This is a genomic window from Marinomonas pontica, from assembly GCF_026191375.1.
GTDB classification, from domain to species: Bacteria; Pseudomonadota; Gammaproteobacteria; order Pseudomonadales; family Marinomonadaceae; genus Marinomonas; species Marinomonas pontica.
Window position 1 is genome coordinate 151,931 of sequence record NZ_JAODTL010000022.1, and the last position, 23,033, is coordinate 174,963.

Consider the following 23,033-nt stretch of genomic DNA (forward strand, 5'->3'; position numbering starts at 1 on the left):
TGCCAATAAAAAAGCCCCGGAAGTGTCACTCCGAGGCTTGTGTTGATATTGATGAGTTATCTATATCAAAGGTAGTAAGACGCCAATGGAGGGAAGCCATTGAATTCAACCGCACTGTATGTTGTGGTGTAAGCGCCAGTTGATAACCAGTACATACGATCCCCAATAGCCAAGTTCAATGGAAGGCCATATTTGTAGTTTTCATACATAATATCTGCACTGTCACATGTTGGTCCCGCAATAATAACTTCTTCTAATTCACCGCCTTTATCCACGTGAATAGGGTACTTAATCGATTCATCTAGTGTTTCGATTAGACCAGAGAATTTACCAACATCAGTGAACACCCAGCGGTTTAAAGCCGTGTGTGATTTACGAGAAATCAAAACCACTTCACTGACAAGAACGCCCGCATTTGAAATAAGTGAACGACCAGGTTCTAGAATGATGCGTGGTAAATCTGATCCAAAGTCTTCTTCTAAGAAACGGGTAATTTCTTCAGCGTATGTTGCAAGGTCGTTTGTACGAGCAATGTAGTTAGCTGGAAAGCCGCCACCCATGTTAATCATTTCGAGAACGATTCCGTCTTCTTCTTTCAGACGCTCAAATATAACCTTAACGCTCGCAATGGCCGCATCCCATGCGCCGATATCGCGCTGCTGAGAGCCAACGTGGAAAGAGATTCCGTAAGGAACTAATCCAAGCTCTTTTGCAAGAACAAGTAAATCCATTGCCATGTCTGGGCGGCAGCCAAATTTGCGAGAAAGTGGCCAATCAGCAGTGACCGTACCTTCGGTCAAAATACGAACGTAAACGCGAGATCCTGGGGCTGCTTTTGCAATATTGCGCAAATCCGCCTCAGAGTCTGTTGCAAACATACGAACGCCTTTCTCATAGAAATAACGCACATCTTTGGCTTTTTTGATGGTGTTGCCATAACTCACTTGATCTGGAGAAATGCCGCCAATAGCAAACAGTTTGTCCAGTTCGTAACGGGAGGCGACATCAAAGTTTGAGCCGCGGTCGCGAAGCAATGACAAAATTTCTGGTGCAGGGTTTGCTTTGATAGCATAAAAAATGTCAGCGACAGGAAAGCCTTTAGTCAGCTCTGTGTATGCTTCATCAATAATCGCCGTGTCGATGACGACAAAAGGGGTTTCTTTTGTTTCTGCAAAGGCTTTAAAGCGTGCGAAACGTTCTGGTGTGTAAAAAGAATTGACGTCAATAGTCATGGGCGAGAAGCTCCTTAATTATGCAAAACATAAACCGATTAAATAAGTAAACGCCTTTACCTTATCACGTCCTACTTATGGCTGTTACTTATCCGGCTCGATGGCCTTAAGCGACTAGCGCAGCAGTTGAAGCGGTGCGGATTATGTTCAGCAATGACGCGGGCGAAATTTAAGGCGCATGGCCCTTTGGGTCAAGTATTTTTTCACATTTTGGGGTAAAAAAAGAGACCACAAAAGTCTCCTTTTTCTTTAGGTTTTTTTGCGTTACTTTTGCGTAACACGCATTTGAATAAAGTGTATTCCACTACCAATAACGAGGGCGGCAATAAAATACATTCCTTCGCTTGGGTTGTTCACCAAAGCAGTTAAGCCTGGTCCCGGACAATACCCACTCAGCCCCCACCCAATACCGAAGAGTGAAGAACCGATCAATAACTTGGCATCAATGTGCTTCAGGCTTGGTACTTGCCATTCTTTGGCTATCCAAGGCTTTACTTTCTTGTTTTTGATCGCGTAACCAAGCATGCCGACAGCAATGGCACTGGCCATTACAATGATGAGTGATGGGTTCCAGTCACCAAAAATATTAAGGAAGCCAATCACAACCGCTGGGTTTGTCATTTCAGAAAAAGCGAGGCCGAGGCCAAACAATAAGCCAGAAATAAAGGTAATAGCTGCAAACATCTCTTTCTCCTAATTCAAAATTGAAACGGTGATAATCGCCGCCGCCATAAAGGTTAGGGTGGCCACAATAGAACGAGGGGATAGGCGCGATATACCGCAAACACCATGACCACTTGTGCATCCTCCTCCAAGGCGTGTTCCGTATCCTACAAGTAAGCCAGATAATATTAGTAGCCAAGGGCTTCTGGTTTCTGGAAACGCGACGGTCTGTTCCGTTAACGTGCCATATGCCGAGCCGCCGATGATCAATCCTGCAATGAACAAAAATGGCAATAGCCGACCTTTGTTAAACAACAATTGCGACAAAATGCCGCTGATGCCAATGACTTTTCCCGTGCTCAAAAGGTAGATCGTTGCGGTTAGGCCGATGAGCAAACCGCCAATTAAAGGGTTAAAAAGTGATTCCATGTGTGTGTCCTCATGATGATATGAAGGTATTCTAATGTATATTTATAAGTAAAGTCTAATATATGTTTTAAGTCCTATTCATTTTTAAATAATTACACGCTCTTTGTGCATTGGATGGCTGATATCCTCGGTGAGGCGAGGTATCCTTAAGGTTAAAAGGAGATCAGAATGAGTGATTTATGGCTAGGAGCTTCCATTCAGCAGGCAAGATGCATTTTTTTAATGCCGAATAAGCCGATTTTCCCAAGCTCAGAATCAGAGCCGGTGTCTGTGGCTCGTTTAATTGAGCTAAATGGAAATCATTGGCGCAAGATTTTTACAATAATGGCGAAACTGGTGGCGACAGATCTGCTTTCTTGGAAGTCTGTTCGCGATGACTGTTTATTGGATTGGGTCGGTATTGCTTTTTCTGTGGATCAAATTCATGACTGTGAGCAAACTGTTTTTATTGTTGGTAAAACATTTGAAGCGGATTTGCCTATAAAAAAACAGGCGGTGAAAGTGGGGTATAAGCAGATTGCTTACGTCTCCCACCCTTATGTTTGGTGCCCATACCTAGATTACCGTCAATTTCCCAACAGCCTGATTAGTGAACTTCGGGCGTGTATATTGGAGTCGAAATGTTAAATACCTTAAAGCGTTTGTTTAGTGTGCCGGTTGAGAGCGGTGAAACCATATCTTATCAAAAGGCCATTGCCGCTTTGTTGATGGAAGTAATGCTTGCTGACCATGAGATTGATCCTAAAGAAGAGATAAAAGTGAAAGAGTACTTGCGATCCTTGAGCGGACTGGATGAAGGTATTGATGAGCTTTATTTGGATGCTCGTTCTGGTGTGGATCAGGCTAATGACCTTTATCAATTTACAAAAGTGATTAATGACGTAGCGTCAATTGAGCAAAAATTCCTGTTGTTAAAGGGGTTGTGGCACGTTGCTTTAGCAGATGGCGATATTGATTCGTACGAAGATCATCGTATTAGGCGAATCAGCGAATTACTTTTTATGCCTCACTCTGAATTCATTCATGCAAAAATAGCGGCTCAAAAAGAACTGACTAACAATGCATAAAAAAATGCGGCTCAAGGGCCGCATTTTTTATAGCTGCAATGTCGTATTAGGCTGCGAAGTTTGCTGCTGCAAATTCCCAGTTAGCCAACGCCCAAAAACCTTTTAGGTAATCAGGACGTACATTGCGGTAATCAATGTAATAAGCATGCTCCCAAAGATCGACAGTGATGATCGCTGTTTGACCATTTGTCATTGGAGTGGCTGCATTGCTAGTGTTAACGATCTCTAGAGAACCGTCTGCGTTTTTCACCAACCATGTCCAGCTAGAGCCAAAGTTGTTTACCGCTTTGTCATCAAAGGCGGCTTGGAATTCTGCGAAAGAACCCCATTTCGCATTGATAGCATCCGCTAGTGCGCCAGTTGGCTCGCCGCCGCCATTAGGGCTTAGGCTGTTCCAGAAAAATGTGTGGTTCCAAATTTGAGCTGCATTGTTGAAAACAGGACCCGCTGGTGCAGAGGTGATGATCTCTTCAAGCGTTTTATTTTCGTATTCAGATCCAGGAACCAAACCGTTCAATTTTACAACATAAGTGTTGTGATGCTTACCGTGGTGGTATTCAAGCGTCTCAACAGACATGTGAGGCTCTAGTGCATCTTTAGCATAAGGAAGAGCGGGTAATTCAAAAGCCATTTTCAATTCTCCTTGCTTTTAATTAACGAAAAATGCTTGTTATCAAGCAGTTAATGGTGCTTATATAGTAGCACCGAACAGCTTAAGATAATATTATTTAGGTTTGTTCTAGAATGAATTTCCATAATTTCTGTTAATAACGACTATATAAGATTTCCATGCGAAGAGACGATGATGTTGAGATCCCAAGCCTGACTCTGGATCAAGATGAAGTCAGCGAAAGAAGACCCAGTGCAGTCACACCTAAAGGGCATTCTAATCCTTCTCCAACTAGACCTGTACATGCTCCTAATGTTGTGCATAAAAAGACCAGTCTTGTTGGGATTTATATTTTGCTTATTCTTTTACTACTCGCGTCATCTGGGGCGGGTTATTGGCTGTGGCAGCAAAATATGCAGTTACGTAATGAGCTTTATGGCGCTAAGAGTGAGATTCAAAACTTAGACCATCAATTACTTGCCGCAGATGTATCCGCAAATAAGCAAGGGGAAACGCTCGAAGAAACGCTGAATAAACACGACAGTGAAATTCGTAAGTTGTGGGGCGTCGCTTATGATACGAATAGAAAGTCTATTTCAAGTAATGAAGCGGCCATTGATGATTTGCAAAAAAATTAGCCACATTAAGGGAAACTGTCTCCACACAATCTAAGCGTATTGCGATTCAAGCAGACGCCTTTAGTGATGTAGAAGCTGGCTACAACAAGTTAGTCCCTGCTGTTGCAACAATTGACAGCGTGGTCAAGGCGGTTTCAGCATCACAAGAAGGCCAGAGTCAGAAAATAGTGGCTGCTGAGAAACGTATTGCTGCTCAAGCTGGGCAAAACGAAGCGCAAGCAATCAGTTTAGAGCAAATTTTGCAAAATCTATCCGCACTACAGCAAAAGGTGTCGGCAGTAGAGAAGCAGGCAACATCAGCAAGCTCAGCCGACTTGTCATCGGTAAAAGACACTCTGACGAAGCACCAAGAAGCCATCGACTCTAGCGATACTTTTAGAGTACAAGTCAATGCAGAGATCATTCGTTTGCGTAAGCAGATTAACCAGCTCATGCTTGAACAGCAACTGGGTAGTGAATAAATAGACAGCAATAAAAAAAGCCGATTGATCGGCTTTTTTTATGTCCGGCGTTTCTGCAGCGACTCAAAAGTCTTATATAGGTTTTATTAATAAGGCTTTTTTAATATGCATATTCCACTAAAATCTACTTAAGATTGTTTTTATAACTTTAAGGCATGTTATAGTTTGGAAAATGCTGAATCCTGATATATAGAGATGGGAAATTATGACAGAGGCAAGACTAACTCACCTAAAACAGCTAGAAGCCGAAAGTATTCATATTATTCGTGAAGTGGCCGCTGAATTTGACAATCCTGTAATGCTTTATTCCATTGGTAAAGACTCTGCAGTTATGCTGCATCTTGCCATGAAAGCATTTTACCCTGGTAAACCGCCGTTTCCTTTAATGCACGTGGATACGGGCTGGAAGTTCAAAGAAATGATCAAGTTTCGCGACGAAATGGTTGCAAAACTTGGATTAGAACTGATTGTCCACCAAAACCAAGAAGGCATCGAGCAGGGTATTGGTCCTTTCACACACGGCAGCTCTAAGCATACTGATGTGATGAAAACCCAAGGCCTTAAACAAGCTTTAGACAAATACGGATTTGATGCCGCATTTGGTGGTGCTCGCCGTGATGAAGAAAAATCCCGTGCAAAAGAACGTGTCTACTCTTTCCGTGATAAACAGCACCGCTGGGATCCAAAAAATCAGCGTCCTGAATTGTGGAATATCTATAATGGCAAAGTAAACAAGGGTGAAAGTATCCGTGTTTTCCCATTGTCTAATTGGACAGAGTTGGATATTTGGCAATACATTTATTTAGAAAGTATTCCAATTGTTCCTCTTTATTTTTCTGCTAAGCGTCCAGTTGTAGAGCGTGATGGAACATTGATCATGGTTGATGACGATCGCATGCCGTTGAACGGCGAAGTGCCTGAAATGAAATCTGTTCGCTTCCGTACTCTTGGGTGCTATCCATTGACAGGTGCGGTTGAGTCGGAAGCCGCTTCTTTGCCTGAGATTATTCAAGAAATGTTACTGACAAGAAGTTCAGAACGCCAAGGGCGCATGATTGACCATGATTCATCAGGGTCAATGGAAGAGAAGAAGAAACAAGGCTATTTCTAAGTTTGGAGTAAAGAAAGAATGTCTCACCAGTCAGAATTGATCAGCCAAGACATACTTGGCTACCTAAAACAACATGAAGAAAAAGACTTATTGCGCCTTCTTACTTGCGGTAATGTCGACGACGGTAAAAGTACACTAATTGGTCGTCTGCTTCACGATTCGAAACTTATTTATGAAGATCACCTTGATGCGGTTAAACGTGACAGTAAAAAGTCTGGCACACAAGGTGAAGAAGTTGACTTAGCATTGTTAGTTGATGGCTTGCAAGCTGAGCGCGAGCAGGGCATTACAATAGATGTTGCTTACCGTTATTTTTCTACAGAAAAGCGTAAATTCATCATTGCAGACACACCTGGGCATGAGCAATACACGCGCAACATGGCAACCGGTGCATCCACTTGTGACTTGGCAATTATACTGATCGATGCGCGTTATGGTGTGCAAACACAAACACGTCGCCATAGCTATATTGCTTCGTTGTTAGGCATTAAGCATGTCGTGGTTGCTATTAATAAAATGGATTTGGTAGCGTTTTCTGAAGACAAATTCAACCAAATTAAAGACGACTATTTAACGTTCGTTGACCAGCTTGGTGATCGCAAGCCTGCGGATATTCATTTTGTGCCTATGTCTGCCCTTCGTGGTGACAACGTCGTGAATGCTTCCGAAAGTACGCCGTGGTATAAAGGTGGTCCATTGATGTCAATTTTGGAAACGGTACAAATTAATCGTGATGTAAAGCGCGATTCTTTCCGTTTTCCTGTCCAGTATGTGAACAGACCCAATCTTGATTTTCGCGGTTTCTCAGGGACTATCGCTGCTGGTGCGGTTAAGCCAGGCGATAAAGTGGTGGCTTTGCCTTCCGGTAAGACGTCAGCGGTAGAGCGAATTGTCACATTTGATGGTGACCTTGAAACAGCTAAAGCTGGACAAGCTGTTACTATTACGCTTGAAGATGAGATCGATATTAGCCGTGGCGATATGCTTTCTCATATTGGACAAGAGCCATTGATTGCTGCGACATTGCGCTCTTCGATTGTATGGATGGCTGACCAACCATTGGTTCCTGGTAAGCTATATGATTTTAAAATTGGGACGCAAACGGTTCCGGGTAAAGTTCATCACTTCAATCACCGTGTTGATGTCAATACTCTTGAAGAGAGTAACATTGACGAATTGGAATTAAACGGCATTGGTGATGCTGTTATTCAGCTGGATGCGCCTGTTGCATTTGATGAATACACGGATAGCCGCTTTACTGGTGCGCTGATCATTATTGACCGATTAACCAACGTAACAGTTGGTGCTGGCATGGTTGAGGAAGCGGTTGCTGAACTTGATCAAGATGCTGTAGTGAGTGCAGAAGATCGTGCCGCTCGACTTGGTCAAAAACCAGCTGTCATTGCTTTAGAGCAAAGCGTGCTGGCGCAAAGTGCTGCGCTTGAAAGATTGTTGCTTCGCCAAGGCGTGGTTGCGTTAGTTAAGGTCGATTCAACAGCGGCTGAGGCTGCCTTGGTTCGCCAAACTGGCGTCGCATTTTTGATCGGTGATGCAAACATTGCTGATTCACACATCGCTGAAACGACACTGGAAAGCGTGGTGGAACTCATTGTGGAAAGCATACAGCTTTAATGCTGTATTAGTGTAAAAAAACCAGCTTCATTTTGAAGCTGGTTTTTTGTTTTTATCGCCCTTATTAGAGTGAAAGTTCTGTATCCTCTCGTTTCACTTCTTTGTGCTGATCTTCGTTAATGCCTAATTTCCAATAGCTTGAGATGTAAAAGTTATCTTTCTCTAGTTTAACGTCGTTTTTGAAAAAGTTTCTCAGTGTTTTCATCGCGCTGAACTCGCAAGCAACCCAGGCAGACACACTTCCAGGTAGCCATGCGAGTGATTTTACCTCATCCAAAAGCGCGTGGCTGTTCTCTCCTGGGTGTGGATTAACCACCCATTTTAGTTTGATCCATGAAGGGTGTTTTAAAGGCTGGATATCCTCCTTTGATGTGACTTCAATTACGGCATACCCTTTTGCATGTGTCGGTAACTTTTCAAGGTTAACGCTTATTGCAGGCAAGGCTGTCATGTCTCCGACCAATATATGCCAATCCGTTGATTCTTCGATCAATTTTTTTGGACCTGGTCCTCCGACTAGAATAATGTCATCGGCTTTAGCTTGTTTTGCCCAAGAAGACGCTGGACCTGCGTCATCATGAAGAACAAAGTCGATATCAATTTCGTCGGCTCTTTGGTGTCTAATTGTATAGGTGCGAAACAGCGGTTTTTGTCCTTCTTTGGGGAAGATTAATTTAACGTAGCCGCTTTCCTGATCTTCAGGGATGGTTTGTATATTCTCGCCACCTAATGTAATTCGTAACATATTAGGTGTGATGTTTTGCTTGCGAATGACAACGAGTTCTCGTGGTTGTGGTCTGCTCATTTTGGAATCCTTAATTTTATTTATTACTAATGCCAGAGGGTGATAGATTGCTTACCATCGTCTCTGCAATGCGAATAAAGTCTTCAATCTGTTGTTGTGATAGGTTTTGAGTCATGTTTTGTACTGTGGCTTGATCCAAAGCGATTAAGTCATTTAATAGTTCGTTGCCAGTTTGGGTTAGCGTCAGAAGTTGGGTTCTGTGATTACATGGGCTTCTTTTTTTGTCCACATAACCTTCATTTACTAATTCTTTTAATGTTCTAGTGACTTGCGATTTATCCAGTGACAGTTTGTTCGCAATGTCTTTTGCGCTGCAATTATGAATTTTACTGATGCATTTAAGGGTGCGAATGTGACTAACAGGAATAGAAATGCCTGCAGCAACTGCAGATTCGCGCAGCTGGTTGCGATAACTGTGCATTAGGGTGTGCAATGAGTCTCCGAAAAGAGTGTTCATATTGTGAACCAATTTAAAATATTTATGAGAATGGTTATCAATATACAATTCCTAAGTTGATATTGTCAACTTAGGAATTGTGCAAATATGACGTCTAAAAAAAGTATTGGTCGTGGCTTTTATTAGAAATGAGACGGGTTAAAATGGCGTATTCAGACAAGGTTAGCTTAACTATGGATAAAACCAAGGCGCATGACGCCATCACATTAGCGCTTTTACAACGCTTTGAAACAGCAAAGTGGGCGGCTAAACAAGCCCATGACGCGGCAATAAACGAGGAAAGTGTTGCGGAGAACAAGTACGACACTTTTGGTCTGGAAGCGTCTTATTTAGCCCATGGTCAATCTCAAAGGGTTCTTGAGTGTCAAGCGGATTGGCAGCTTTTTGAAAAGAAACAAGCGGTTTTGTTCGGTGACGACCTTGTTGGTTTGTGGTGCTTGGTGACACTTAGTCGGGTGGGCGACAGCGAAAGCGAAAAATACTATTTTATCTCGCCCTGCGCCGGCGGGCTGTCATTGGAGGTTGATGATAAGCCGCTTTATCTTGTTACCCTATCCAGTCCTGTCGGGAAATTGTTAACGGGCAAATCCGTAGGTGACAGTGTCGACCTATTGCAAGGTGGTGTAAAGTTGCCCTATGAAATCATTAATATTGAGTGATTGCCCACTACTGAGTGAGACAAATTTAGGTCAGCCTCTAGAGAGTCGCTCTTTGTTCGCATATAATGCTTTGCCTTAAAATATTCGTTTCTTCTATTTGGTGTTTAAAAACACATAAACATTAGCAACTAAATGGAAAACACCCTAAGAACACATCAATCTCTTACTGAGAAAGTAATAGGAAAGAAATTATGCGCAGCCATTATTGCGGCGAGTTAAATGCTTCTAACATTTCACAAGAAATTACCTTATGCGGTTGGGTTCATCGTCGTCGAGATCACGGTGGCGTTATTTTCTTAGACGTTCGTGATCGCGAAGGTATTACCCAGGTTGTTTTCGACCCAGATCGTGCAGAAAGTTTTGCGCTTGCAGATAGTGTTCGTAATGAGTTTGTCGTTAAGTTGAAAGGTTTGGTTCGTGCTCGTCCTGAAGGTACGGTTAATCCAAACATGAATACAGGTGAAATCGAGGTCTTGGGTACAGAGCTTGAGATCTTAAACGCAGCTAAAACGCCACCGTTTCAGCTTGATGAGCACCAATCCGTAGGTGAAGACGTTCGCTTGAAAAACCGCTTCATCGATTTACGTCGCCCTGAAATTCAGCAGAAAATGCGTTTTCGCTCAAAAGTAACCTCGGTTTTACGTCGTTACCTTGATGATAACGGCTTTTTGGATATAGAAACGCCTATTCTTACTCGTGCAACCCCTGAAGGTGCTCGTGATTACTTGGTGCCAAGCCGCACGCAGCAAGGTAGCTTTTTTGCGTTACCACAGTCACCACAACTATTTAAACAATTGCTGATGGTGTCGGGCTTTGACCGTTATTACCAAATCGCAAAATGTTTCCGTGACGAAGATTTGCGTGCAGACCGTCAGCCAGAATTTACTCAAGTGGACATCGAAACGTCTTTCATGAGCGAACAAGAAATCATGGCCATGACAGAAGACATGATTGTCGGTTTGTTTAAAGAGCTTATGAACATTGACTTGGGCACTTTCCCTCGTATGCCGTATTCAGAAGCCATGGAAACCTACGGTAGTGATAAACCAGACTTACGTATTCCGTTAACTATTGTGACGGTGTCTGACTTGATGGCTGATGTTGACTTTAAGGTGTTTTCTGGCCCTGCAACAGATCCAAAAGGCCGTGTTGCCGCTCTTAAGGTGCCTGGTGGTAATGCTCTTACCCGTAAGCAGATTGATGACTATACCAAGTTTGTCAGCATTTATGGTGCAAAAGGATTGGCTTATATTAAGGTGAATGACAAATCTAACCTTGAAGAAGGATTGCAATCACCGATTGTTAAGTTCTTGCCTGTTGAGGTTCGAGCAGCATTGCTTGAGCGTTTAGAGGCAGAAGACGGTGATCTGATTTTCTTTGGTGCTGACTCTGCCAAAGTGGTAAATGAGGCGCTTGGTGCACTTCGTTGCAAATTAGGTGAAGATTTAGATCTTTACACTTGTAAGTGGGCACCATTGTGGGTAGTAGATTTTCCAATGTTTGAAGAGACGTCAGATGGCGGCATCACTGCTATTCACCATCCGTTTACTGCGCCGTCTTGTTCACCTGAAGACTTAAAAGCTGACCCATTGAATGCCTTGTCGCAAGCATATGACATGGTTCTTAATGGTACAGAGTTGGGTGGCGGTTCTATCCGTATTCACCAATCTTCGATGCAAGAGACGGTTTTTGAATTGCTTAATATCAGTAAAGAAGAGCAAGAAGAGAAATTTGGTTTCTTATTGGACGCTTTGAAATTCGGAGCGCCGCCACATGGTGGTTTGGCGTTCGGTCTTGATCGTCTAGTGATGTTGATGACGGGTTCTAGCTCCATTCGTGACGTTATCGCTTTCCCTAAAACGCAGAGCGCTACTTGTTTATTGACTCAAGCGCCTGGTGAAGTGAGCGAGAAGCAATTGAAAGAATTGAGTATTCGTGTCCGCAAGCCAGTAGTTGAATCTTAATGTTTCACTTTAACTTATTTTAAAACAGTAAGTTGTGCTACTGAATTGAAAGAAATACGTAAAAGGCCGCTAATCAGCGGCCTTTTTTATACTTTGCCATTGCATACTGATTAAAGGGCTGTTGAAATATACAGTAACTTGATAAAGGCGCGTAAATAGGTATGGCCACAACGAGAATTCTAGCAATCGACCCAGGTTCCAGAATTACTGGATTTGGTATTGTTGATATTATCAATGGCAAGACAAGCTACGTGGGCAGTGGTTGTATCAGGCTGCCTGACGAAGCCCTTTCAGTAAGGTTGAAGCATATTTTTAATAATGTATCTGCTTTGCTGGAAGAGTATCGTCCTGATGAGTTTGCTATTGAGGAAGTGTTTTTGGCTAAAAACGCCAATTCGGCATTAAAGCTTGGTCAAGCCAGAGGCGCGGCAATTGTGGCAGCGTCTTTACGGGAGCTGGTTGTGAATGAATATGCCGCAAGACGAGTAAAGCAATCTGTTGTTGGGAATGGCAACGCAGATAAAACGCAAGTGCAAATGATGGTTCAGCTATTGTTAAATTTAACATCCAAACCCCAGGCTGATGCTGCTGACGCTCTGGCTATCGCATTATGTCACGCGAATACACGTACTTCTGGTGGCTTAGAGTACGGAGTCGGCAAGCGTGCAGGTCGAACGTCTAAGCGTTGGACAGAACAAGATGTGAGGAAAGCTTTGTGATCGGACGAATTGTCGGCACTTTGGTAGAAAAAACACCGCCTGAATTATTGGTTGATGTGAATGGTGTTGGTTATGAAATCAGCGTATCCATGACAACCATTTATGACCTGCCTCAATCAGGCGGGTTGGTGACATTATTTACACACCTAATCGTAAAAGAAGACTCGCATACGTTATTTGGTTTTGCTGATAAAAATGAACGAGCGCTATTTCGCATTTTGATAAAGGTAAACGGTATTGGACCTAAGATGGCGTTGGCTATTTTATCCAGTATGTCTTCCGATGAGCTTATTAGTAATGTCCAAGATTCAGACGTTACGGCTTTAACTCGCATTCCTGGCGTCGGCAAAAAGACCGCTGAAAGACTGATTATTGAGTTAAGAGATAAGTTAGGGCAAGCGGCAAAAAATGACCTTTTCTCAACTCCTGCGGTGCTGCGTCAGGTTCAAGCAGACCCAAGACAAGAAGCTGAAGCTGCCCTAATTTCTCTTGGTTACAAACCACAAGAGGCAGCTAAGGCAATTGCAGGTGTTCCTGTTGATGCGGCGAATAGTGAAGATGTTATCCGGGCAGCTCTAAAAGGAATGCTAAGGAAATAAATGATGATTGATCAAGATCGTATTATTTCAGCTGAGATTAAGGGCAGCGACAGGCAAGTAGATAGAGCAATACGCCCGCAAGCACTTGCAGAGTATATTGGTCAGCCAGTTGTTCGTGAGCAGATGGAAATCTTTATTCAGGCGGCTAGGCAGCGAGCCGAACCGCTCGATCATACGTTGATATTTGGTCCTCCGGGATTAGGCAAAACGACGCTCGCCCATATCATTGGTAATGAAATGGGGGCTGATGTTAAAACAACGTCTGGCCCTGTGCTTGAGAGAGCAGGGGATTTAGCAGCGTTACTGACCAATTTAAATGAAGGGGATATTTTATTTATCGATGAAATTCATCGGCTTAGCCCCGCCATTGAAGAAGTTCTTTATCCTGCAATGGAAGACTATCAGCTTGATATCATGATTGGTGAAGGACCTGCAGCAAGATCAATCAAAATTGAACTCCCCCCTTTACGCTTGTCGGAGCAACAACGCGAGCAGGATTGTTAACGTCGCCACTACGCGACCGGTTTGGCATAGTTCAGCGTTTAGAGTTTTATGATGTGGAGTCGTTAACAACAATTGTGGCTAGGTCAGCCGGTAAAATGGGCATGCAGTTGGACTCGTCTGGCTCGTTTGAAGTTGCGAGGCGTTCAAGAGGAACACCTCGCATAGCAAACAGGCTATTGCGTCGAGTTAGGGACGTCGCCCAGGTTGAGGGTGTGGAACTTGTTGGTCAAAAAGTTGCCCAAAGGGCACTCGATATGTTAAGTGTAGACAGTCAGGGGTTTGATCACTTAGATAGACGTATGTTGTTGACCATGATAGAAAAGTTTGACGGTAGACCTGTTGGGCTAGACAGCGTATCAGCTGCTTTAGGGGAAGACAAAGACACAATAGAAGATGTAATAGAGCCATTTTTAATCCAGCAAGGTTTTATTATAAGAACCCCGAGAGGGCGTCAGGTAACAAAACGAGCTTATGAACATTTTAATTATCAATTACCTTCAGATTTCAAATAGAGGTTAACAATGTCAATTTGGGGACTTATCGCCAGTGCTAGTTTGGTAGTTCAACTTGTAATGTTGATTCTATTAGCGGCTTCCATTTTTTCATGGATTGTTATTTTCCAGAGAATAAGAGTATTAAAGGCGGCTAAAAAAACACGCACCGCATTTGAAGAAAATTTTTGGTCTGGTATCGATCTCAGTCAGTTATACAGAAAACTGACTCAAGAAGGCCGAAAGGTGGAAGGAATGGAAAATATTTTCACATCAGGCATCAAAGAATTCACTCGACTAAGGCAGAATCAAAATGTTGACCCTGATGCCATTATGGAAGGGGTGCAGCGCGCTATGCGTGTGGCACTTTATCGTGAAGAAGAAAAATTAGATCAACATTTACCTTTTTTAGCCACGGTCGGCTCAACAAGTCCATACATTGGTTTGTTCGGGACAGTTTGGGGCATTATGCATTCCTTTATTGGGCTTGCAGAAGTTCAGCAAGCCACATTGGCAACCGTTGCGCCTGGTATTGCAGAAGCACTTATTGCGACCGCGATTGGTTTGGCGGCGGCAATTCCAGCGGTTATTGCGTACAACCGCTTTTCCTCAGCGGCGGAATCATTAGGCTCAAGTTATGAAAACTTCGCTGATGAATTTACTAGCATACTTCACAGAAAAGTACATGTTAGAGAGGGAGGCGCTGTATAGTGGCTCGCTCAAGAAGAAATAAACGTCGTCCCATGGCAGAAATAAATGTTGTACCTTACATAGATGTTATGTTGGTGCTGCTTGTTATATTTATGATCACAGCCCCCATGCTTACTCAAGGGGTGGATGTTGAACTGCCGAATGCGAATGCTGCTCCTATCCAAGATAGCGAAAATGAAGTGCTAATTGCATCAGTGGATTCGAAAGGTAAATTTTATTTGGATGTAGGTGGTAAGCAAGAATCTATAACCTTATCGCAGTTACAAGACAGAGTTCGCAAAGTCTTGAGCCAAAATCCAAAAATGTCTGTGCTGGTGAGAGGCGATAAAAACGTTCCTTATGGTGACGTTATTGGCTTGATGGTTGCGTTGCAGGGGCTGGTGCGCCAAATGTTGGTCTTGTAACAGAGCCGGATAGAAAGTAATGAAGTGGCTACGTAATGATAATTATAGTATCCCAATTGTTCTCGCGGTTTCATTGCACCTTGTGATTCTTGTTGCAGGTGTTGTTGTGATTGACCTTAATGGTGAAGAGCAAAAGACACCCAAAAGGCCGCCAATTGTTAATGCCACTGTCATTGATATTTCTCAAACAATAATTGGCAAGCGAGAAGCGGAAGAAAAAGTCGCTAGGCAACAAGCAGCGTCATTGGCCGCACAAAAGAAAAAGGAAGCAGAGCAAAAAAGACAAAAAGAAGTGGAGCGAAAAGCGCTGGAAGAAAAGCAAAAGCAATTAGCAAAAGCCAAAAAAATAGCGCAAGAAAAAGAAGACGCACAGAAGAAAGCGGCTGAAAAAGAGAGGCTGAAAGAACAACAACAGTTAGCTAAACAAGCAGAAAGCAAGCGCTTAGCAAAAGAAGCGGAGCAAAAGCGTGTTGAAGAATTACGGTTAAAAGAAAAGCAACGTAAAGAAGAAGCGTTAGCTCAGAAAGCGGAAGCTGAACGTAAGGCAGAAGAAGAGCGTAAACGTGAAGAGGAAGCCGCGCGACTTGCCGCTGAACAGAAAAAGGCAGAAGAAGCCGCAGGGGCGCTAGCGGCCGCTGAGGAAGAACGAAAACAGGCGGCGGAAGAGGCTCAAATGGTGCAATCCATTAGTGGCTTAATTAATGATAGAGTGACTGCTAATTGGACACGACCCCCAAGCGCTCGAAATGGAATGAAAACCTATCTGAGAATTTATTTCTTACCAAATGGTGAGGTCAGAAATGTTGATGTCACTAAGTCAAGTGGCGATGGGCTGTTCGACCAAAAAGCCGTTGATGCGGTGTATAAAGTGAGAAAAATAGACGAGTTGTCACAGGTAGACTCCTACGTATTTGAGCGTAATTTTCGCCAAGTGGATTTGATTTTTAACCCGCAAGATTTGAGAAATTAATGATGTTTAAAAAGTGCTTAAGTGCTGTTTTCTTATGTTTGTTTTATATTAACTCAGCCTATGCTCAGTTGGTGATTGAGATAACCAGTGGTGCTGATCAGTTGCTTCCTATTGCGGTAGTACCATTTGGGTACTCAGGTGTGGATGCACTGCCTGAGGATGTTGCTAAAATTGTAGAAGATGACTTAACGCGCAGTGGCTTGTTTCAAGCCATTCCCCGATCGAATATGTTAAGTTTGCCTTCAAAAGAAGAGGATGTGTTCTATCGTGACTGGCGTGTACTGAAAAGTGACTATGTCATCATAGGTAACATACAAAAACTCCCCAATAATCAGTTCCGAATAGGCTTTGAATTATTGAATGTACTGAGTCAAAAGTCAGTTCAAAAACACAGCTCTATAGATGTTGGGGCGAGAAATTTCAGAGACGCTGCCCATTACATTAGTGATAAAGTTTACGAATTGTTGACGGGAACAAAAGGAGCTTTTAGTACTAGAATATTATATGTTACTGCAGAGGGTGACAGAAAAGCCCCTTTGTTTAAGTTGCAGGTTGCTGATGCTGATGGTCATCGACCACAAGTTGTTGTTGAGTCTAAAGAGCCTATTCTTTCTCCATCATGGAGTATGGATGGTCGAAAAATTGCGTATGTAATGTTTAGAAATCGACGACCGAATATTTTTATTCAAGAATTGGCAACCGGCAAGCGTCAGCAGATCGCCCAGTTTAGAGGGTTGAACGGTGCTCCAGCATGGTCTCCTGATGGTAAGAAATTGGCCCTGGTTTTGTCTAAAGATAACAATCCAGAAATATACACTCTTGATATAGCTACACAAAAACTTGAGCGTATGACCAATCATTATGCCATTGACACAGAGCCAAGCTGGGAACCGGATGGAAAAGGAATAGTATTTACATCAGATCGTGGCGGTAACCCGCAAATATATCGACTTGATGTTAATAGTAAGCGAGTAGAAAGAGTAACTTTTGAAGGTGAATTAAACACAAGAGCAAGAATGACCCCTGATGGTCGTTATCTTGTCACCGTTCAGAAGGACGACGGTAATTATCATATTGCATTACAAGATATGAAAACTGGCCGTGTACAAATTCTTACAGAGACTTACTTAGATGAATCGCCAAGCATTGCGCCAAATGGTAGCATGGTGATGTATGCCACAACCTATCAAGGAAAGGGTATCTTAGCCGTAGTATCCGTTGATGGACTTGTAAAATATAAGCTACCATCAGCTGATGGAGATGTACGAGAGCCATCTTGGTCCCCGTATTTCAAATAAAGACATTGAGGAGTGAATAATGAGTGTAAACAAACTAGGTAAGTTTGCTGTAATTGGATTATCTGCCGCTTGGATTGCAGGTTGTAGCACAACAGCAACAGATACTGATACTTCAACGGTTGCAGAAGATGCGAGCTCTACTGAGCAAGCGGCTGCGACAAATGATACTACTGGATCTTCTGATCAAGCATTTGGTGCGGGTGAAGAGGGTGCTTTAACTAGTGTTATCGTTGAAGAAACACCAGCTGCTCAAGATACAGGTATGGATTCTTTGGCAGGTGTTGAAACTGTATTTTATTTTGATTTCGACAAATCAATTGTTCGCCCAGAATCTCGTGAAGCGCTAGCTAAGCATGCGGAATATCTTGTGTCTCACCCAGACGCTCGTATCGTATTGGAAGGTCATGCTGATGAGCGCGGAACTCGTGAATACAACATGGCTCTTGGTGAGCGTCGTGCAAAAGCCATTAGTCGTTACTTGACTATTCAAGGTGTTGCTGCTTCACAAATCGAAACAGTGAGCTTTGGTGAAGAAGTGCCTGTCGCTTTCGGTCACGATAGTGATGCTTGGCAATTAAACCGTCGAGTTGAAGTGCGTTACGAATAATGATTGATACAAACATCAATATTCGCTCTTTGGCATTGGCGCTGTGTTTCACAGCGCCAATTGCTTTGGCCGAAACTCAGCAAGCAGGCTCAGGATTATCGCCAGGGGCTGCTGCTGAGCTGCTTTTTCAACTGGAAACATTGCAGCAAGAAGTTCAAAGCCTTCGAGGTCAACTGGAAGAGCAAGGGCATGAATTGAGGCTGATGAAAGAAAGTCAGCGTGATCGCTATATTGATCTTGATAAGCGAATTTCTTTGTTGATGTCAGCATCCGTTAGCGAAACAAAACGAAACGTTACTTTTTCACAAGCGGAATCTTCACCTCAGACTGTTGTACCAGCCACTGTTGATAAAACGACGCGTCCAGTAAGTGCGCTAGCAACATCACCTTTGGCGCCTGTAACGCTACCGCCACCTTCGGAAAAGTCTCAACAAGCGTATGACGATGCGTACAATCTTATTCGTCAAAGAAAGTTTGATGAGGCAGAGATTGCATTCACGCAGTTTGTCACTACTTATCCGAGCAATTCTTTAACTGGAAATGGTTATTACTGGTTAGGGGAAGTAAAGCTGGTTCAAGGTAAGTCTAATGAGGCGTTAGGTGCATTCTCAACCGTGATCCAGAAATTTCCGGGACACAGCAAAGAGCAAGACTCTTTGTACAAACTGGGAACCGTAAGTGATCAAATGGGCGATAGTGCAAAAGCGAAGACTTATTTACAGGATGTTATCCGTCGTTTTCCAGATAGCAAAGCTGCCAAACTAGCGTCAGGGTATTTAAGTAAAATTAAATAGCTTGCATTCCTCAGCAGGCTCTGTATTATACGCAACCCGTTGGGTCGTTAGCTCAGTTGGTAGAGCAGTTGACTTTTAATCAATTGGTCACTGGTTCGAATCCAGTACGACCCACCAACTTCTTTATTCCTTTTTTATGTGTTTGGGTCGTTAGCTCAGTTGGTAGAGCAGTTGACTTTTAATCAATTGGTCACTGGTTCGAATCCAGTACGACCCACCAAAAACACTCATCCTGCTCCCAGTTTTCTTAAGGGGTAATAATATGTCCGAACTTTTTGATAAAGCAGCACTTCGCGATACTGTCCAAAAATATCTCTCTGAAGCCGAAGAAAGCCTAAAAGTAAGGTCAGCTGATGATGACCAAATCCGCACCGAAATAAAAGCATTGCTCAAAGAAAAAAATGCGGTTTTAGTTGCTCATTATTACACTGAAGACGCCATTCAAGAGCTTGCTGAAGAGACGGGCGGCATTATTGCTGATTCGTTAGAAATGGCTAGATTTGGCGCCAATCATCCGGCGAAAACACTGGTTGTCGCCGGTGTTAAGTTTATGGGTGAAACAGCAAAAATCCTAAGCCCTGAAAAAACAATTCTTATGCCAACCCTTGAGGCAACGTGCTCGCTTGATATTGGGTGTCCAATTGAAGAGTTTTCTGCATTTTGTGATCAATACCCCGATCGAAAAGTGGTTGTGTATGCTAATACCTCTGCTGCAGTTAAAGCTCGTGCTGACTGGGTGGTGACATCAAGCATTGCTTTGGATGTTGTCGAGCATCTTGTCGAGCAAGGTGAAAAAATCATTTGGGCGCCTGACCAGCACCTTGGCGGATATATACAGCGCGAAACGGGTGCTGATATGATTCTCTGGGATGGAGCGTGCATCGTCCATGAAGAATTCAAAGCAAAAGGTATTTTGGACCTAAAGGCAATTTATCCCGATGCCGCTGTGCTGGTTCATCCTGAGTCACCAGAATCTGTTGTTGATGTTGCCGATGTGGTTGGGTCAACTTCCCAGCTTTTAAAAGCGTCTCAAACGATGACGAACGATACTTTTATTGTTGCGACGGATAGAGGCATCTTCTACAAAATGAAGCAGGCATCACCTGAAAAGCGTTTTGTTGAAGCGCCTACAGCAGGATCTGGAGCTACTTGTAGAAGTTGTGCGCATTGCCCATGGATGGCGTTAAATAGCTTGGAAATGTTGCGTAATTCCCTCAGAGATGGATCGGGACAAATCGATGTGCCTGAAGACACAAGGGTGAAAGCGCTGATTCCTTTGCAGCGAATGTTGGATTTTCAGGTTAAATAGTCAAAAGGTTAAAATGGGGACACTCTAATGATTGAGTGTTCCCTAAGTACTTCTTCTCTAGATCTGAAAAGGCGAGTTGTAATCGATCGCTTTCAAGACTTTTCTTATTGTAGATGACCCTTAGCTCTTGATAACTCTTTTCCAATCTCATATCCAATACCTTCGCTTTTAGTTCGGTTGTAATATTTACAAGCTCTCTGTTTCTTTCTCTCTGTTTTATTAGGCTGGAAGAAAGCTCAGATGTATCCCCTTTGTTTGAGCTTAACAAGCTAACCTTCTCTTTAAGTATTTGGTTTTCTTGTTCGGCTGTCTGTAGCTCTTGTGCTAATAATGTGACACACGTTTCAGACTCATGCAGTAAGCGTTCTAATGCTTTTGTGTCTTTATCTTGCTCGCTCAGTGATTCCATGGGGATATTTTCGATTGCTGAATTTAAGCCGTCTCTTAGCGATACCAGCGCCTCTTTTTTATTGGCATTTAGGGATTGGAGGTTGCCTATTGCTGTCTCATTGCTCTGGCTGAGCTGTTGCTCTAGCTCCATCAGTTTAGCGTCTTTATCGTTTATGTATTCCTTTAAGCTGGCTATGGATAAATTGGAGCTTTGTAACTCAGCTTCAAGTTGCATAATTAATGATTGAGACTCTACGGACATTCTTTCAAGTTTTGTAATGGCTATTTTTTGCGCCTCTATAGCATTTTTAGAGTTTTGATTTTTCTGCGCTTTGGCTATTTCATTCTTTAGCTGATCAATGACTATTTCTTGGCGTTCGGAAAGGCCGCTTAGGCTGGATATTTGCTTTAAAAAAGTAGAACGTATTTCTTTCTCCAGTTGCTTGGCTACAGGTACTTCAATGTTGAAGGGTAAATCAGTGTCATCGCCATCAATTTGGGCTTGCTCTAGTTTTTTAATTTTTAATGTAAGATTGTCAATTTCGGCTTGTAATCGATCCCGCTCTATCTGCTTAAGCTCAAGTTGCTTGAGATTTTGTTTAGCCCAATCAATTCGGTGCTTCAAATCTATATTCAGCAGGTTTTGGCTTTGAGTGAGAGCCTCTTTTGAGATAAGTAGTTCGGCGGTCTGCAAAAATTCACTTTCCATCTCTTTTAAGCTGGCTTGTAACTCATCGATGTTTGTAGATTGCAACTTTGGTGAAGACAACGCATAGAGTAGGCTAGATAAAAAGCGATTCAAAATCGGAGTTGGCTGATCACTTGCTTGATTAAGTAAAATAGCGCGTTCCGCCTTTAGTATGGTTCCCCAGACTTTAACCCTATTGATTTCATGGATGTCTAGGCCGGTTTTATTCATAGAATCAGCAGCGTAATGTATTTGTCTATCTAAAAAATGCGCTAGCCCTTTATAAACAACCGACGCTTGTTCAATGGGGTTTTGTGGCGATAGATTTGATGTTTCATTTTTTCTGGCTTCTTGGTTGTCGCTGTTGCTGTCGTCTTCTGAATCCCTCTGCTTATCCAAAAAACGACAACATTTGCGATTAGCAAAAGTGTGCTTGCTTCAAGTAATGTCCAAATTAACCACTTAGCCATAAAAGCCTCGACCACTCGTCAATAGATGTGATATTCATTATCATTAATTAATAATCAGCTATCAGCATAGCTTTATTTATCTCCCATGTTAACGGAATGCCAGATTTTATGAGTAAAGAATTTTTAACCTTCATGCGTAATCGTGTATCACAGCCGAAACTTACCTTTCCCTCGCCAACCCAAAGTGAGTGGGAAGCGATACTTTCTGCCGCGAGCAGAGCGGCCGATCATGGCAATCTTACCCCATGGCGTTTTAAGATTTACGAAGGAGAAGGGCGCTCTAAACTAGGTCAAATATATTGGCATCATGCTGTATCTGAAGTGGATAGTATGCCGCTCAACAAAGAAGAGGCTTTCATTAAAAAAGCATATCGAGCGCCTGCCGTATTACTGATTTATGCCCATGTTCAAGAGCACCCCAAAGTCCCAGCAATAGAGCAAATTATGGCAACATCGGCTGCGGCTCAACAAGTACTGCTTGGGTTGAATGCCTTAGGTTATGGCGCTATGTGGCGAAGTGGCCCTGCCTGCTTTACTCAAAAAACGAAAGAGCTTTTGTCTCTTGGCGTAAATGATCAAATTGTCGGTCTAATTTATGCGGGTACCGCAGAGAGTACAACCACCAGCACGCCTGACGTAACACTAGAAAAGCACCTTGAATGGGTAAGAGATTAATTTTTAAGGTTAAATTGTCAAAAATGGGTTGCAATTAGGCTTGGTCATCACTAATATACGCGCACAAATTACGCAGAGCGTAAAAAGTTTTGGTGAGCTGTCCGAGTGGCCGAAGGAGCACGCCTGGAAAGCGTGTATGTCGAAAGGCATCAAGAGTTCGAATCTCTTGCTCACCGCCATTATAAAAAAAGACGTCTAATTAGGCGTCTTTTTTTCATCTCAAATTCGTAGGGCCTTGACTAAGTAATTCTTGCTTAATCAATTAAAAGCTTGGCTTGCTCAAATAGAATGGGTTTCCCTTCCTTGGTTGTTGATGTCACTGTCATTTTGGCTTCTAGCATTAATTGATCGCTGTTTTTCTTGTATATATTTTGATGAAAAACCAGTTTGAGCTTTGACTGACGCTCTACATGGGTCTCAATATAAAAGGCATCGCCGCTCTGCAGGGAACGTTTATAATTTAACTCTGCCTTTATGAGCACCAAGTGTATTCCTTCGCGCGTAATGGCTGCAAAATCCAGCCCTCGTGTTTTGATAAACTGATGTCGCGCGTGTTCTAGGTAGTTCTGGTAAACGGAGTTATTAACAATGCCTTGCATATCACATTCGTAATCACGAACGATAAAATCAATGTAATTTCCCTTTAGTTTAGTGTCTTTCATGACAATACCTTCAA

Annotated in this window: 25 protein-coding genes, 3 tRNA genes and 2 pseudogenes; 22 read left to right on the forward strand and 8 right to left on the reverse strand. The window is 42.9% G+C overall.

The window, feature by feature from the left end; genetic code table 11:
* Positions 1-65: 65 nt before the first annotated feature.
* The 3 genes from N5P32_RS03795 to N5P32_RS03805 form a co-directional block, all read right to left on the reverse strand.
* Positions 66-1,232 (reverse strand): type III PLP-dependent enzyme, encoded by a 1,167-nt coding sequence (locus N5P32_RS03795; protein WP_265727846.1) that lies wholly within the window; start codon positions 1,230-1,232, stop codon positions 66-68.
* Positions 1,233-1,496: 264 nt separating this feature from the next.
* Complete coding sequence (locus N5P32_RS03800; protein WP_265727847.1) at positions 1,497-1,916, reverse strand: DUF6691 family protein; 420 nt, start codon at positions 1,914-1,916, stop codon at positions 1,497-1,499.
* 9 nt (positions 1,917-1,925) lie between these two features.
* A complete protein-coding gene (locus N5P32_RS03805; protein WP_265727848.1) occupies positions 1,926-2,324 on the reverse strand; it encodes a YeeE/YedE family protein in 399 nt (132 codons plus the stop codon).
* A gap of 168 nt (positions 2,325-2,492) precedes the next feature.
* Here N5P32_RS03805 and N5P32_RS03810 point away from each other — a divergent pair, with 168 nt between their 5' ends.
* Complete coding sequence (locus N5P32_RS03810; protein WP_265727849.1) at positions 2,493-2,951, forward strand: DUF6942 family protein; 459 nt, start codon at positions 2,493-2,495, stop codon at positions 2,949-2,951.
* A complete protein-coding gene (locus N5P32_RS03815) occupies positions 2,945-3,391 on the forward strand; it encodes a tellurite resistance TerB family protein (protein ID WP_265727850.1) in 447 nt (148 codons plus the stop codon). The genes N5P32_RS03810 and N5P32_RS03815 overlap by 7 nt, the downstream gene beginning before the upstream one ends.
* A 46-nt stretch (positions 3,392-3,437) precedes the next feature.
* Here N5P32_RS03815 and N5P32_RS03820 read toward each other — a convergent pair whose 3' ends face one another.
* Entirely contained in the window at positions 3,438-4,022 is a 585-nt protein-coding gene (locus tag N5P32_RS03820; protein WP_265727851.1) for a superoxide dismutase, read from the reverse strand.
* Positions 4,023-4,180: 158 nt separating this feature from the next.
* On the opposite strand from N5P32_RS03820, the gene N5P32_RS03825 reads away from it, so the two are divergent.
* The 4 genes from N5P32_RS03825 (at position 4,181) to cysN (ending at position 7,843) form a co-directional block, all read left to right on the forward strand.
* Positions 4,181-4,639 (forward strand): hypothetical protein, encoded by a 459-nt coding sequence (locus tag N5P32_RS03825; protein WP_265727852.1) that lies wholly within the window; start codon positions 4,181-4,183, stop codon positions 4,637-4,639.
* A gap of 119 nt (positions 4,640-4,758) precedes the next feature.
* Positions 4,759-5,100 carry a hypothetical protein gene (locus tag N5P32_RS03830; protein ID WP_265727853.1) on the forward strand — a complete coding sequence of 114 codons (342 nt, stop codon included), beginning with the start codon at positions 4,759-4,761 and terminating at the stop codon, positions 5,098-5,100.
* A gap of 205 nt (positions 5,101-5,305) precedes the next feature.
* Positions 5,306-6,211: a sulfate adenylyltransferase subunit CysD gene (gene cysD / locus N5P32_RS03835; RefSeq protein WP_265727854.1), complete on the forward strand. Its 906-nt coding sequence runs from the start codon at positions 5,306-5,308 to the stop codon at positions 6,209-6,211.
* 18 nt (positions 6,212-6,229) lie between these two features.
* A complete protein-coding gene (cysN, locus tag N5P32_RS03840) occupies positions 6,230-7,843 on the forward strand; it encodes a sulfate adenylyltransferase subunit CysN (protein WP_265727855.1) in 1,614 nt (537 codons plus the stop codon).
* A 64-nt stretch (positions 7,844-7,907) separates the two neighbouring features.
* On the opposite strand, the gene N5P32_RS03845 is transcribed toward cysN, so the two are convergent.
* Together N5P32_RS03845 and N5P32_RS03850 are read right to left on the reverse strand one after the other, a co-directional pair.
* The gene (locus tag N5P32_RS03845; RefSeq protein ID WP_265727856.1) at positions 7,908-8,648 is read right to left on the reverse strand and encodes a siderophore-interacting protein; all 741 of its coding nucleotides are present in this window, start codon (positions 8,646-8,648) and stop codon (positions 7,908-7,910) included.
* A gap of 16 nt (positions 8,649-8,664) precedes the next feature.
* Complete coding sequence (locus N5P32_RS03850) at positions 8,665-9,105, reverse strand: MarR family winged helix-turn-helix transcriptional regulator (protein ID WP_265727857.1); 441 nt, start codon at positions 9,103-9,105, stop codon at positions 8,665-8,667.
* Between the two features lie 173 nt (positions 9,106-9,278).
* Here N5P32_RS03850 and N5P32_RS03855 point away from each other — a divergent pair, with 173 nt between their 5' ends.
* The 14 genes and pseudogenes from N5P32_RS03855 to nadA all read left to right on the forward strand — a co-directional run bounded on the left by N5P32_RS03855 (position 9,279) and on the right by nadA (position 20,134).
* Complete coding sequence (locus N5P32_RS03855) at positions 9,279-9,764, forward strand: transcription elongation factor GreAB (RefSeq protein ID WP_265727858.1); 486 nt, start codon at positions 9,279-9,281, stop codon at positions 9,762-9,764.
* 191 nt (positions 9,765-9,955) lie between these two features.
* Positions 9,956-11,728 (forward strand): aspartate--tRNA ligase, encoded by a 1,773-nt coding sequence (gene aspS, locus N5P32_RS03860; protein ID WP_265727859.1) that lies wholly within the window; start codon positions 9,956-9,958, stop codon positions 11,726-11,728.
* A 161-nt stretch (positions 11,729-11,889) separates the two neighbouring features.
* Entirely contained in the window at positions 11,890-12,447 is a 558-nt protein-coding gene (ruvC, locus tag N5P32_RS03865) for a crossover junction endodeoxyribonuclease RuvC (protein WP_265727860.1), read from the forward strand.
* On the forward strand, positions 12,444-13,046 hold the full coding sequence (gene ruvA, locus N5P32_RS03870) for a Holliday junction branch migration protein RuvA (protein WP_265727861.1): 603 nt from the start codon (positions 12,444-12,446) through the stop codon (positions 13,044-13,046). The genes ruvC and ruvA overlap by 4 nt, the downstream gene beginning before the upstream one ends.
* Before the next feature lie 3 nt (positions 13,047-13,049).
* Positions 13,050-14,062, forward strand: a pseudogene (ruvB, locus tag N5P32_RS03875) (Holliday junction branch migration DNA helicase RuvB).
* 9 nt (positions 14,063-14,071) lie between these two features.
* A complete protein-coding gene (tolQ, locus tag N5P32_RS03880; protein ID WP_265727862.1) occupies positions 14,072-14,752 on the forward strand; it encodes a protein TolQ in 681 nt (226 codons plus the stop codon).
* Positions 14,752-15,176, forward strand: a pseudogene (gene tolR / locus N5P32_RS03885) (protein TolR). The gene tolQ and the pseudogene tolR overlap by 1 nt, the downstream one beginning before the upstream one ends.
* Entirely contained in the window at positions 15,176-16,126 is a 951-nt protein-coding gene (gene tolA, locus N5P32_RS03890) for a cell envelope integrity protein TolA (RefSeq protein WP_265727863.1), read from the forward strand. Before tolR ends, tolA begins: the two are co-directional and overlap by 1 nt.
* On the forward strand, positions 16,126-17,424 hold the full coding sequence (gene tolB / locus N5P32_RS03895; RefSeq protein ID WP_409371073.1) for a Tol-Pal system beta propeller repeat protein TolB: 1,299 nt from the start codon (positions 16,126-16,128) through the stop codon (positions 17,422-17,424). Before tolA ends, tolB begins: the two co-directional genes overlap by 1 nt.
* Before the next feature lie 19 nt (positions 17,425-17,443).
* Positions 17,444-18,031 (forward strand): peptidoglycan-associated lipoprotein Pal, encoded by a 588-nt coding sequence (gene pal, locus N5P32_RS03900; protein WP_265727864.1) that lies wholly within the window; start codon positions 17,444-17,446, stop codon positions 18,029-18,031.
* Entirely contained in the window at positions 18,031-18,825 is a 795-nt protein-coding gene (ybgF, locus tag N5P32_RS03905) for a tol-pal system protein YbgF (protein ID WP_265727865.1), read from the forward strand. Before pal ends, ybgF begins: the two co-directional genes overlap by 1 nt.
* A 41-nt stretch (positions 18,826-18,866) precedes the next feature.
* Positions 18,867-18,942, forward strand: a tRNA-Lys gene (locus N5P32_RS03910).
* Between the two features lie 27 nt (positions 18,943-18,969).
* A tRNA-Lys gene (locus N5P32_RS03915) sits at positions 18,970-19,045 on the forward strand.
* 42 nt (positions 19,046-19,087) lie between these two features.
* Entirely contained in the window at positions 19,088-20,134 is a 1,047-nt protein-coding gene (gene nadA / locus N5P32_RS03920) for a quinolinate synthase NadA (RefSeq protein WP_265727866.1), read from the forward strand.
* Here nadA and N5P32_RS03925 read toward each other — a convergent pair.
* Positions 20,127-21,611, reverse strand: a complete 1,485-nt coding sequence (locus N5P32_RS03925; RefSeq protein ID WP_265727867.1) for a coiled-coil domain-containing protein — start codon at positions 21,609-21,611, stop codon at positions 20,127-20,129. The two genes, nadA and N5P32_RS03925, sit on opposite strands and share 8 nt — an antisense overlap.
* A gap of 179 nt (positions 21,612-21,790) precedes the next feature.
* Here N5P32_RS03925 and N5P32_RS03930 point away from each other — a divergent pair, with 179 nt between their 5' ends.
* Together N5P32_RS03930 and N5P32_RS03935 are read left to right on the forward strand one after the other, a co-directional pair.
* Entirely contained in the window at positions 21,791-22,357 is a 567-nt protein-coding gene (locus N5P32_RS03930; RefSeq protein WP_265727868.1) for a nitroreductase family protein, read from the forward strand.
* Positions 22,358-22,448: 91 nt separating this feature from the next.
* Positions 22,449-22,536: transfer RNA gene (locus N5P32_RS03935), tRNA-Ser, on the forward strand.
* Between the two features lie 75 nt (positions 22,537-22,611).
* Here N5P32_RS03935 and N5P32_RS03940 read toward each other — a convergent pair.
* On the reverse strand, positions 22,612-23,019 hold the full coding sequence (locus N5P32_RS03940) for an acyl-CoA thioesterase (RefSeq protein WP_265727869.1): 408 nt from the start codon (positions 23,017-23,019) through the stop codon (positions 22,612-22,614).
* Positions 23,020-23,033 lie beyond the last annotated feature (14 nt).